This is a genomic window from Desulfovibrio sp. (genome assembly GCF_019422935.1).
Lineage (GTDB): Bacteria > Desulfobacterota > Desulfovibrionia > Desulfovibrionales > Desulfovibrionaceae > Desulfovibrio.
The window spans coordinates 38,706-50,616 of sequence record NZ_JAHZCJ010000004.1; the positions used below are offsets into that span (position 1 = coordinate 38,706).

The following is an 11,911-nucleotide window of genomic DNA, read 5'->3' on the forward strand; positions in this document are numbered from 1 at the left end:
TATGCCAAGCCTTTCCGACCAGTCATCGCCAAGGCATGGGCCTTGGGCAAACGCCCCAACGAGGTTAATCATGGATCAGCAGAACGTAGCCCAGTTCCTTGTTTCATGCCTCAGAACCGAGGGAGTTAAATACGTCTTCGGCATCCCCGGTGAGGAAAATATCAAATTTGTGCGGGCTGTGGCCGCCTCCGGCGACATCCGCTTTATTCTTGCCCGGCACGAGCAGGGCGCATCCCTGATGGCCGATATTTATGGCCGCCTGACAGGCAAGGCGGGCGTGTGTACCGCCACGCTCGGCCCGGGAGCCATCAACCTGCTGCTGGGCGCGGCCGACGCGCAGACCAACTCAAGCCCCCTGGTGGCTATTTCCGCCCAGGTTGGACTGAAGCGCATCTACAAGGAATCGCACCAGATTGTTGACCTTGTAGGCATGTTCAAGCCCGTTACCAAGTGGGCGGATACGGTGCTGACGCCCCAGGCCGTGCCAGAAATGGTACGCAATGCCTTTCAGGTTGCGCAGGAGGAACGCCCCGGTGCGACCTACCTTGCCATTCCTGAAGACGTGGAAGCGGCCCCCATGCCCGAGGCCGTGCCCCTCAAGGCGGCACCCTGCGCCAAGGCCATTCCCTCGCCCGCTGCGGTGGCGGAGGCCGCAGCCCTGCTGCGCTGCGCGCGCAAGCCTGTCATCATGGCCGGGCACGGTGTGGCCCGCACAGGCAATGCCGCCGTGCTGGCCGCTTTTGCCGAACGCTACAAAATCCCCGTAGCGACCACGTTCATGGGCAAGGGCGTTATCAGCGACCGCAGCCCCCAGTCGCTGGGCGTCATTGGCTTTATGCGGCACGACTACGAAAACTGCGCTTTCGACCAGGCAGACGTAATCCTTTCCATCGGCTACGAGTTGCAGGAATTCACGCCCATGCGCATCAATCCCCATTCAAACAAGCGCATCATCCATATCAACACATTCATGCCCGATGTGGACGCCCACTATATTCCCGAGATCAGCATCATGGCCGATGTGGGCCTTGCTCTGGCCTCTCTGGCCAAGGAACTTGGGGCGGAACCTCTGCTTTCAGCAGGACGCGGGGCAAGAATCCGCGAACTGGTGGAGGCCGAGCTTGCCAAGGGCCGCCAGAGCGACGCATTTCCCCTCAAGCCGCAGCGCATTGTGAGTGATATCCGCGCCGCAATGGGCGATGAAGATATCGTGCTGGCCGACACCGGAGCCATAAAAATGTGGATGGCGCGTCTTTACCCCACGTATGCGCCCCTGACCTGCATTGTTTCCAACGGCCTTTCCACCATGGCCTTTTCCCTGCCCGGAGCCATCGGCGCGCATCTGGCTTGCCCCGAGCGCAAGGTGCTTGCCGTTATGGGCGATGGCAGCTTTTTGATGAATTCGCAGGAGATGGAAACCGCCGTGCGCGAAAACATTCCGCTCAAGATACTGATCTGGGTGGATGACAGCTACGGGCTTATCAAGTGGAAGATGGACATGGAATCCGGCTCGCACGACTGCGTGGACTTTGGCAATCCCGACTTTGTGACCTATGCCGAAAGCTTTGGAGCCAAGGGCTACCGCATTGAAAGCGCCGCCGAGCTTTTGCCCACCCTGCAAAAGGCTCTGGACGAACCCGGCGTGTCGCTGGTTGCCTGCCCTGTGGACTACAGCGAGAACATGGCGCTTATCAACAGCTTGGGTGAGTTGACGCCTGCGCTTTGTGCGTTGGACGAGCTATAGCGGATTGATATTCTTTTAACCGAGCGGCTGCATTCTTTGCTGAATGCGGCCGTTTTGTTTTTTGCGCGCCCTGGTTATTTTTTTCTGCCCTTTGGGCACGGGGGTTCGCCTTCCAGCGGAGTTTTGGACGCCTGCTCGGCGTGCGATTTCGCCTCCCCGGCGTGGGGCAAAGGGGGCCTGTTAGGGGCTGCGCCCCTCCTTGGCCCCCTCTGCACTCCCCCCGGAGCACCCCCTAAGAAACGTTTTCAATTTCCATCAGGTCACGAGGGCAACGCGTCTCCTGCTGCGGGAGCTTCCCTCACTCGCTTCGCTCACTCAGGTGATCTCCCTCCGCGCCGCGTTAATGCCAGAGGATGCTTTCACTTCGATCAATATCCGCTTCAGCCAACTAGCATGAATACTATTACTGGTTCAGGGGACGACCTTGTACCTTTTCGGTTGCTTCAGGATATTTGTGCATCACAAACTTGAAGAAAATCAAATTCCAACACTAACATGCCCGACAGCTTCACTTCATCTACGAGATGCCAATTATCATTCAACCATAATCCGGCGGATATATTACGAGTTAGAAAAACCTGTTCGCTATCAGGAGATGGTCGTGGCGTCGCCTTCCTTAAACTCGCCGGAACGAAAGCGGAGGCGACGGCTGGTGTTGGGCGAATTTGCAAAATACGCGTTTTGCGGCCTGAAAAGGAAGCGCCGGGATTTTGAGTGCAGCGTACTCAAGTACGTGAGCATCAAAATCCCGGCGCTGACGCATTCAGGGCGTAAAAGTCGGGTTTGCGTAAATACGCTCGACAGGCGCTCCCCCCGCCACCAAGCCCTACTCTGCCTTCCTGCCTTTCTTCCCTCTTCTACTCGCCAATGCCCTCGTACAGGGCAGACGACAAATACCGCTCGCCCGCATCAGGCAGAATGACCACAATGGTCTTGCCTTCAAATTCAGGCAAGTCCGCCAGCCGCGCGGCCGTCGCTGCCGCAGCGCCAGAAGAAATACCGGCAAGAATGCCTTCTTCACGCGCCAGCCTGCGGGCAAATTCAATGGCCTCATCGTTACCCACAGTCTCCACCCGGTCCAGCAAACTGACATCCAGCGTTTCAGGAATAAAACCAGCGCCAATGCCCTGAATCTTGTGCGGCCCCGGTTGCAGGGGCTTGCCAGCCAGATGCTGACTGATGACCGGGCTCGCCTCAGGTTCCACAGCCACGGAAACAATCTTCTTGCCCCGCACCTGCTTAAGATAGCGTGAAATGCCCGTTATGGTGCCGCCTGTGCCCACGCCCGCCACAATGGCGTTCACCTGTCCATCAGTGTCATTCCAGATTTCCGGGCCGGTGGTTGCTTCGTGTATGGCCGGATTGGCCGGATTCTTGAACTGCTGTGGCATAAAATACGCGCCGGGGTTGGCAGCCACCAGTTCTTCGGCCTTTCTTATGGCTCCGGGCATGCCCTCCGCACCGGGTGTGAGCACCAGCTTGGCCCCAAGCATGGCCACCACGCGGCGGCGCTCAAGGCTCATGGTTTCGGGCATAGTGAGCGTAAGCTCATAGCCCTTGGCAGCGGCCACATAGGCCAGGGCAATGCCCGTATTGCCGCTGGTGGGCTCCACAATGCCCACGCCGGGGCGCAACAGGCCACGGCTCTCCGCATCGGCAATCATGGCCGCGCCAATGCGGCATTTGACGGAATAGGAGGGATTGCGGCCTTCAATCTTGGCCAGCACAATGGCCTTGGAGCCGACCACGCGGTTAAGCCGCACCAGAGGAGTATTGCCGATAGAAAGAGGATTATTCTGATAAATTCTGGACATATGCGTTCTCCTTGCCCGCCTTGGCGATGCTGTGTGCAATCCAGATTGTATGGTTCAGCCGTGTTGGGCGGGCATGACACATCTGGCCCGCATTAAATACATTAACTCGACTGACTAAGTGATAATAACAGAATTTCTGAAAGGCAAGGCCTCATGCAAAAATATTCCTGCTCACCTGGAAGAGCGCAGGTGAACTGGCGTCAAATGTTGAAATCTGGGATAGCGGCCGCCTGAGCGTCCACAAGATCCTGAAGCGTCGTGCCGCCGTACACGTTTTCCAATGCCTGCCGCGCCCGCTGCCACAAGGGCATGAACACGCAGTCCGGCCCCAGGGAACATTTGCGCACGGGGCTGTCTCCCTCGCAATCAAAAGGATGCACCGGGCCGTCCAGAAAGCGGATAACATCGAGCGCGGTGATCTGGCTGGCAGAGCGAGCCAGCATAAAGCCCCCAGCCTTGCCCCGACGGCTGTCCACAAAGCCGCCGCGCCTGAGCTGGTTGAGAATGTTCTCAAGAAAACGCGGAGGAATGGCCTGCGCCTCGGCAATCTCCTGAATGCGCGTGGGGCCGCTGCTGGTGCGCCTGGCAAGCTCAAACAGGGCGCGCAAACCGTACTGGCACTTGAGTGAAACGCTCATGGGTAATCCTTGCGGAAAAAAGGCGGTGCAACCGCAGGAATAAATCAGCCGAAGCTTACGGTTTCGCCGGGGGCCATTTCCACACAGCGGCAGGGCAGATTCAGGTTTTCAAGCTCTGCCCTGAACTCGGCTGCGCTCTGCGCCAGCACCGGGAACGTTCCCCAATGCATGGGAACGGCAGCCTTGCAGCGCAGCAACTTGCAGGCCAGGGCCGCCTGACGCGCATCCATGGTAAACACGCCGCCCACGGGCAACAGGGCCACATCGATGCTGTAGAGCTGACCCCACAGCTCCATGCCGCTGAAGACACAGGTATCGCCCGCATGGTACACGGTGAGACCATCGGGCATACGCACAATATAGCCCGCCGGAGCGCCCGAATCGCTGGAATGGTAGGCCTGCGTCATGGTCATGCTCACGCCCTTGTGGGTCAGGGTGCCGCCCATGTTAAAGCCAATGCCGTTGAGAATCTGCTCTTGGGGCACACCTGCCTCGGCCAGTTTGCCCGCAGTGCCCACAATGGCCCCAAGCTGCGCGCCGGTGCGGCGGCACAGGGATACGGCATCCCCCACATGGTCGCCGTGGTCGTGAGTTACCAGCACAATATCCACATCACCTGCCGCGCTGGACGATACTCCTGCAGAAGGAGCAAAAAAAGGATCAATAATCACCTGCGCGTCAGGCGCACTGATTTTGAATGCCGAGTGTCCAAACCAGGTTATGTCGCTCATGCTGCCTCCAGCGTAAGACTTTAACAATTCAGAAAATACGTACCGATAGGGGACGGAAAACAGCAAATGGAGGAGGAGCGGCGTGGTGCCGCCCTCTGCTTGCGCTATGCCTGACCTGTCCAGCGGCCAAGACTATGGGCAAGCCCCACCTGATCAAAGATACGGCCGCAGAACTGCTCCAGCAGTTCCTCCACGCCAGCAGGCCGCAGATAAAAACAGGGAGAAAACGGCATGATCACCGCGCCGGCCTCGCGCAGAGTCAACAGATTGCGCAGATGTATGGCAGAGAGCGGGCTTTCGCGCGTGACCATCACCAGGGGCAAGCGCTCCTTCAGCGCCACATCCGCAGCACGGTGAACAAGGTTGCGCGTAGCACCGCTGGCGATGGCCCCAACTGTTCCCATGGAGCACGGCACTAGCAGCATGGCTGCTGGCTCGTTGCCGCGCCTCCACCACGAACCGCTGGCCGGGCCTGCGCCCAGGTCTTCCGCAGCGTATGTGGTGTGCGCCAGAGCCGTGAGCAGCGCGGCATCCGCGCCGCATTCCGCCCGCAGCACGGCCCGCGCGCCATCGGAGACCACGCAGTGGGTGCGCACATCGGGCATGGCTGCCAGTAGCCGCATGAGGCACAGGGCAAGGGGCATGCCGCTGGCCCCGCTCACCCCAACAAGAATATCACGCATGCATTCTCCGCATAAAATATCACAGAGCAATTGCCCCTCAGCCTGATTTTTAGCGCACATTGCGGCGGCGCGCAAACTCGCCAGACTTGGCGCGCCCAGGGTTGGGGCCGGATGTCGTTAGCCCGTTGGTTCAGGCCCATACCTTGACAGCCGCCAGCACAAAGCATATCTGAAATGTTCTTATGCGCTCGTAGCTCAGTTGGATAGAGCGTTGGCCTCCGGAGCCAAAGGCCGTGAGTTCGAATCTCGCCGGGCGCACCATTGAAAGATAAAAGGTTGGATGCAGAATACGCACCCAACCTTTTTTCATTCTAGGAGCTGGTTCGCATGCGCAATTTTATTCAACCATGCACGTAAGGCTTAATAAACTTTTCTATCTCCCGCACCGCCGAATCCACCTTGGTTTGAATAGCGTCACCCTTGCGAGAATAAATAATCTGCCGTAATTCACGATATCTATTTCTCTCCTCAGCATCATGAAATCTGCCATCTTTTTGATTATAATCTTCAGTATATTCTTCAATACTGTCTCTCAGCATATAGCACACTTCTTCAATAGGCTGAAAAAATTCACGTAATTCTTTGCCAAGTATAATTTCAGATTCAAACAGCAGGAAATCCATCTCACTACTTGTTTTTATGATATATTCGAATCTGTCTTTCATCTCTCTATCTGAAGAGTAACGAAGTTGTTCTCTTTCAGGAATAGGCTGACCATCCTCATTGTGCGTGAAGATGGAAATCTTACGGACAGATGACCTGCAATACTCAATATCTCGCCTGATCTGATACACCTTGAGCATCAGCCGTTTGGCAACATCAAACTGAGAAGTGCCTTTGAGCTGCCTGTGCCACGTTCTCAGCCCTTGCCACGCGACCCCTACGCCGCACCCCGCAATTATGAGCGTCAGCCAATCCTTGGCGACAGATATATAGCCTAGCAATGACGGTTGAATATCCATCCAATCATCCTTTTCTATTTGTCTGACCGCGCATTGCTTCCCTCCCCTCACCCGAGCTTGCTGACCACGGCTTCGAGTCTGGTCCGAACCCTGGTTTCCATTTCCAGCTTCTGCTGCAAGTCGGCAATGGCGGCCTCAGCTTTTTCAATGGTGCCGCACAGCCCGCCGAGCAGTGAAAACGCGCCGCCCTCAAGAAAGTCAGCATTTTCCACTATTCCCGCATAGGGGCTGCCGCCAAGGCGTTGCCAGCGGGCATAATCACGCTGCCATTCAGGAAAACAGGTGGCGGTGAGGCCGTCATTCCACAGCTTGTACGCTCCAAAGGCATGCACCACTGGCGCAAATGCCGCCGCCGGATTACGCGGATGCGCATTGAAGCCCTGCGGTAGTTGAAAAACGCTCTGCGGGTACTGCCGCAGCAGCATCTGCGCCAGCAGGTTAAAGGCCGCCTGATCGGGGTAGCGCAACCTTGCGCCGTGACGGCATACAAATTCCAGGCAGCCCTGACGCAGTGCATCTGGTGCTGGTAAATCATTGCGGAATACAATGACTCCCGAATTCAGGTTGTCTGCGCCACCGTCAAACCCCTCAATGGGTTCGTGCAGATTGATCTGCGCTGGCTTGACCCCCGGAGGGTCGGAAAACTCCGGGTCTTCCAGCGCAAGCCCCAGAGGGCCGCAATCAAACAGGCCTTCAAGACTATCCTGAACCAGCACGTCCGCATCAAGCCATACAACGGATGTATAGCGTTGCAGCAAGTCAAAGCAGTCAAATTTTGCCAGACTGAGCGGCGAAAAAACCTCCAGAGCCTCAGCCGTCAGCTCCGCGGGAACAGGCCTAAAGGGCACAAGCTGCGCACCAAGGTTGCGCAATATGGCGGCATCGTTTTCCATCAGGGAATCATCGCAAAAAACGATGATGTCGGCCTTCATCCCCGGATTATGCCGCCGAAGCGCCAACAGCACCGTGCCAGCGGCAAAGGCCCAGTTGCCGGTTACGCCTGTGACCACCGCGCGCGGAAACTTCACGTCAATGCGGCCTTCAAATGCATCGTGCATGCCTGGCTCCTGATGTCGCTTTACGCAGCCCGCAGGCTGCCTCGATACCCCCGGCCCAAGACCGGAAAAAGCCCGTTTCAGACGGGGCAGTCTGGTATCCACCCCGGCCAGAAACGGGCCAACATTGCTTTATCCGCCAATCTCCCTTACCGCGAGGCAGCAAAAATGGCGACGATATCGGGAGGCAGCAGTTTTTTTACACTCCCGATGTGAGTTTTGCCCACAAGGGCCTTTTCTGCCATTTCGGCAATCTGCGCATCCGTGGGCGCGAGATGCAGCTCCTTCAGCGAGGTGGGCATGCGTAGCGAGCGGAAAAACCGCTCCATGGCCTCAATGCCCCGCAGACCCGTGATGGTTTCCGTCTCCGCCGGGGCAACGCCCATGACCCTCTCTGCAAACAGGGCAAAGCGGTCAGGGCGCAGGGGCAGCACATGGCGCGCCCAGCTGCCCCATATGGCAGACAGCCCCGCGCCGTGAGCCACGTCAAACATGCCGCTCAGCTCGTGTTCAATCATGTGCGTGGCCCAGTCGCCGCCGTCAGAGCCGCAACCGGTCAGCCCGTTGTGCGAAAGGCTGCCAGCCCACATGACTTCGGCTCTGGAGTCGTAGTTGGCCGGATCATCGCGCAGCACGGCGGCATGGTGCATGACCACGCGCATGAGGCCCTCGCCGATGCTGTCCGTTATGTCCATGTTCGAGCCGTGCCCAAAATAGCGTTCCATGGTGTGCATGAGGATATCCACGCAGCCGCAGGCCGTCTGAAAGGGCGGCAGCGACATGGTCAGCTCCGGATTCATGACGGCAAAGGCTGGACGGGCCATATCCGTCTTGAAGCTGCGTTTGAAGCCGTTTTCCTCGTTGGTCACAACGGTTGAACTGCTCATCTCGCTGCCCGCGGCGGCGATGGTCACCACGCAGCCAATGGGCAGGCAGGCGTTCGGCTTGCGTTTGCCCATGTAATAATCCCACACATCGCCTTCGTTGGCGGCGCCGTAAGCAATGGCCTTGGCCGAATCGATAACGCTGCCGCCGCCCACTGCCAGCACAAAATCCACCTCTTCACCACGCGCCAGTTCAATGCCCTCGCGGATCAGCGAAAGCCGGGGATTGGGCACTACGCCGCCGAGGGTGACAAAGGTCAGTCCTTCCGCCTCGAGAGATGTCTTGATCCTATCCACAAGACCTGACCGCAGGGCGCTCTGCCCGCCAAAGTGGATAAGCACCTTGCGGCATTTGCAGGCTTCGACGAGCGCGCCGGTCTGCTGCTCTGTATTTTTGCCGAAAACTACCCTTGTGGGCGTGTAGTACGTAAAATCATGCATGGTAAACCTCCTGACTGTAAAAAACGCGCGGGCAGCCCGCTGCCCAGGCCGGGGCGTAAACGTCAGATATTTTCTGCCAGCGCGGGGAGCGAAAGTGTACGCAAAAGACTGTCTGCCCGCTCTGCCTGTGCTGTGTCCGCCGATGCTTCGCGCAAAACGCGCGCCATAAAAACAAACATGTGGCGTTGCATATAGTCATCGTGCCCATAGCGGGCAGTCCAGGCCTGCCAGAGGGTATCAAGCCAGCGCAGCGCCGCTTCCGGCTCTGTAGCCCCGCCATAAACCAGCCCTGTGTGCAACACCGCCTGCGAGCCTGTTGCCTGGATGCCCAGCGGTGGAAATACATGACCAAGCAGGGCGCGCACATGCCACTGGCGGGCATGGGACGCTGGCGTATATCGGTAGCGCAGCAGCGGCTCCTGCAAATTGACCGCCTGCAATCCGGCCTTGAGCAGGGCATCGGCCCAAAAGGCCAGATCCTCTGCCCTTGCCAGGGCAGCGTCATAGCGTAAGCCAAAGGCGCGCATCGCGTCCAGCCGCAACAAGGCGCAACCGTTGGGAACTGGCGCGCCAAAGAGCGCCGCCGCCCTTGCCGCCTCCGGCTGCTCGGGAAAGAACTCAAGCACGTCTGATTGTCCGAAATACTGCACGCCACCGCCGCAGATATGAATTTGGGGGAGCGCCTCAAGGCAGGCATGTTGCACTTCCAGCCGATGGGGCATGGCAATGTCGTCAGCGTCCATCCAGGCCAGATACCGGCCACGCGCACGGCCCAAGGCCATGTTGCGCGCCGTGGCCCGCCCCTTGTTGGCGGGCAGCCGCTCAACACGGACTCTTTTGTCATCAATGGACTGCGCCAGAGCAAGAGTATTGTCTGTGGAGCCATCGTCTACCACCAGCAGCTCAAAGTCTTCAAAGCTCTGGGCCAGGATGGAATCCATGGCCTCGTGGAGGTGGGCGGCGGCATTATAGGCGGGCATTGCCACGGTGATTTCTGGCTTGGAGGGGTTCACTTGTCGTTTGCCTTCCCCTGCCTGTACAAAGCGGCCACATCGTCACGCCCCACGCCAAATATGGGTTCCGGTTTGCGCAACGCTGGCTGCCTGCGGCAATACTGCGGCGCTGTTTCCATCATCCGGGCAGCACGGGCAAAAATATTGGTGGTTTCGAGCATCCAGTTGCGACATAGGGCAAGCTCTGCTTGCCGGGCCTCCCATAAACTGCTCTCGATGGCAGAAATGATGCTCTGCGCGCAGGCTTCCAGATTGCCCACAGGCAGCGGGACAAATCCGGCTGCGGGGCAAACCGCATTGAGGTTGGGCGCGCCAAGATAGAGCGGCAATGCCCAGCCGAGCCATGCATCGGACAGTTTTTCTGTCCAGAAGTTGTCGAGGTAGTTGTTTTCAAGCACCACATGATATTTGTAGGGCGCAATGGCCGACATTTTGTCGTCCACGGGGTTGAATCCACGCCCGTACACATGCAGCGCGTCACCCAGCTGCTCCTTGAGCAGGCTCACCAGAGCAAGGCGTGCTCGCTGTGCCGACGTTGCCGTTTTGCTGGAACAAACTACGGAAACAAGGCCTGATTTTTCTGGCACGGGAAATGTGCGCAATTCATCCAGAGATTTGAATTTACTTATATATTCTCCTGATACTTTGCTGACGCCAAAATGCCAGTTAAGGCAGGGGTTGCTGATAACCATGCTGCGACGCTCGACACCGCGCAAGTCATAAGGCGACACCACCGTGCCGAACTGGGAAAGGTAGGAGCGGGGATACTTTTTGATTTCCGGCGGCTCTGTCACAAACAGGATGCGCCGTTCACGGGGCACTATGGTGCTAAAACCCGCAGGGGCTTCATCAAAAACCACAAGCCATGCGCTGGAAGTACCAGCCGATGTGGAAAGCGGGGAAAGGGAGTGGGAGGCGGGCGGGGGCAGCACAAATTGCGCACTGCCTAGCGCACCGTTGCCGTCTTCTGTCTGCCGCATCCAGGGCCAAGACGCGTGGATGGTGGCAAAATAGCACAGGGTGGAACTTTCAGCCACAAAGGCCTCGCAATGCCAAGGCCCCCGGCCGCTTTATTGGGTCAGAGGCCGGTTAGCAGCACCCTGCACTCAGGGGGCATCGGCGATGGGTGTTGAAAATCGCTTTAATGCTCAACGGCATAGATATTGCGGAACACAATGCCATTATCCTGGCTGCGCACCTCAAGAATGACCTGAGCGTTGGTGAGGCTCATGGGGTGCTCGGCAGAAGCAACCATGACAGCGCGCTTGAACCGGCTGATACGAAAACTGCCCACATCTTCGGGCTCAAAACGCAGGGAATATTTTTTGCCATCGGCTGTCAGCAAGGTACCGCTTACCATACCAGAAAGTATTTTCTGGCTGTCGGTATTGCGCAGATCCAGTGCAATACGCAGCTTGCCACCCCTGATTTCACGCACCTGCACATTCCCCACCTTGACGTAATCAAGGTCAATGGAGGGAAAGTCCTCATGCCCCGGCCCTTCGGTGCGGGCTGCATCGCTGGCCCCGGCCTGCGGTTTGTCAGCCGCCGCTGGCCCGCCAGTAATTGCGGGGCCTTCACCCGGTGCTTCCGCAGCGGCACCGCCAGTGCTGAGCCTGCGCAGCACGAGTTCCCGGCCTGGAATATTTTCTTCGCGCAGCAGCTCTTCAAGGTGTTCCAGCCGCTCCGCATTGGCCTGCGCCGTCTGCGAATCGCTCTCAAAGCGCAGCACATTGTCCCGCAACTGCACATTCTGCTGCCACAACGTCCAGCACAGCCATCCCAGAACAGCGCACGCAACGGGCAGGCAGGCCATCACCCCCAGAGCCGCCACAAACCGCCCCCTGCGCACTCGATAGCTACGCCTGGGGCCGTTATCCCGCATCAGGATTATGCTGAGATTTTCGCGGTACTTCAAACGGTCCTCACGAACTTTGGCGTTTGAA

11 protein-coding genes and 1 tRNA gene are annotated in these 11,911 nt (G+C 58.1%); 2 read left to right on the forward strand and 10 right to left on the reverse strand.

Features of this window, described 5'->3' with window-relative positions; all coding sequences use genetic code 11:
* Nucleotides 1–70 precede the first annotated feature (70 nt).
* The gene (locus QZ383_RS06795) at nucleotides 71–1,744 is read left to right on the forward strand and encodes an acetolactate synthase large subunit (RefSeq protein WP_291444135.1); all 1,674 of its coding nucleotides are present in this window, start codon (nucleotides 71–73) and stop codon (nucleotides 1,742–1,744) included.
* Between the two features lie 857 nt (nucleotides 1,745–2,601).
* Here the strand turns inward: QZ383_RS06795 and cysK are convergent.
* The 4 genes from cysK to QZ383_RS06815 all read right to left on the reverse strand — a co-directional run bounded on the left by cysK (nucleotide 2,602) and on the right by QZ383_RS06815 (nucleotide 5,610).
* On the reverse strand, nucleotides 2,602–3,558 hold the full coding sequence (gene cysK, locus QZ383_RS06800) for a cysteine synthase A (RefSeq protein ID WP_291444136.1): 957 nt from the start codon (nucleotides 3,556–3,558) through the stop codon (nucleotides 2,602–2,604).
* Nucleotides 3,559–3,758: 200 nt separating this feature from the next.
* Nucleotides 3,759–4,196 (reverse strand): Rrf2 family transcriptional regulator, encoded by a 438-nt coding sequence (locus tag QZ383_RS06805; protein ID WP_291444138.1) that lies wholly within the window; start codon nucleotides 4,194–4,196, stop codon nucleotides 3,759–3,761.
* 44 nt (nucleotides 4,197–4,240) lie between these two features.
* On the reverse strand, nucleotides 4,241–4,927 hold the full coding sequence (locus QZ383_RS06810; RefSeq protein ID WP_291444139.1) for a metal-dependent hydrolase: 687 nt from the start codon (nucleotides 4,925–4,927) through the stop codon (nucleotides 4,241–4,243).
* Nucleotides 4,928–5,031: 104 nt separating this feature from the next.
* Nucleotides 5,032–5,610: a UbiX family flavin prenyltransferase gene (locus QZ383_RS06815; RefSeq protein ID WP_291444141.1), complete on the reverse strand. Its 579-nt coding sequence runs from the start codon at nucleotides 5,608–5,610 to the stop codon at nucleotides 5,032–5,034.
* Between the two features lie 184 nt (nucleotides 5,611–5,794).
* Between QZ383_RS06815 and QZ383_RS06820 the strand changes: the two genes are divergently transcribed.
* Nucleotides 5,795–5,871: transfer RNA gene (locus tag QZ383_RS06820), tRNA-Arg, on the forward strand.
* An 80-nt stretch (nucleotides 5,872–5,951) separates the two neighbouring features.
* Here QZ383_RS06820 and QZ383_RS06825 read toward each other — a convergent pair.
* From QZ383_RS06825 to QZ383_RS06850, 6 genes are all read right to left on the reverse strand, one after another.
* Nucleotides 5,952–6,572 carry a hypothetical protein gene (locus QZ383_RS06825; protein WP_291444143.1) on the reverse strand — a complete coding sequence of 207 codons (621 nt, stop codon included), beginning with the start codon at nucleotides 6,570–6,572 and terminating at the stop codon, nucleotides 5,952–5,954.
* A 47-nt stretch (nucleotides 6,573–6,619) separates the two neighbouring features.
* Complete coding sequence (locus tag QZ383_RS06830) at nucleotides 6,620–7,630, reverse strand: glycosyltransferase (protein WP_291444145.1); 1,011 nt, start codon at nucleotides 7,628–7,630, stop codon at nucleotides 6,620–6,622.
* A gap of 146 nt (nucleotides 7,631–7,776) precedes the next feature.
* Nucleotides 7,777–8,952 (reverse strand): iron-containing alcohol dehydrogenase, encoded by a 1,176-nt coding sequence (locus tag QZ383_RS06835; protein ID WP_291444147.1) that lies wholly within the window; start codon nucleotides 8,950–8,952, stop codon nucleotides 7,777–7,779.
* 62 nt (nucleotides 8,953–9,014) lie between these two features.
* Nucleotides 9,015–9,965 carry a glycosyltransferase family A protein gene (locus tag QZ383_RS06840; RefSeq protein ID WP_291444148.1) on the reverse strand — a complete coding sequence of 317 codons (951 nt, stop codon included), beginning with the start codon at nucleotides 9,963–9,965 and terminating at the stop codon, nucleotides 9,015–9,017.
* Nucleotides 9,962–11,002, reverse strand: coding sequence for a glycosyltransferase family 10 (locus tag QZ383_RS06845; protein ID WP_291444150.1), 1,041 nt, complete (start codon nucleotides 11,000–11,002; stop codon nucleotides 9,962–9,964). Before QZ383_RS06845 ends, QZ383_RS06840 begins: the two co-directional genes overlap by 4 nt.
* A 104-nt stretch (nucleotides 11,003–11,106) precedes the next feature.
* Nucleotides 11,107–11,850 (reverse strand): hypothetical protein, encoded by a 744-nt coding sequence (locus QZ383_RS06850; RefSeq protein WP_291444152.1) that lies wholly within the window; start codon nucleotides 11,848–11,850, stop codon nucleotides 11,107–11,109.
* Nucleotides 11,851–11,911: the final 61 nt, after the last annotated feature.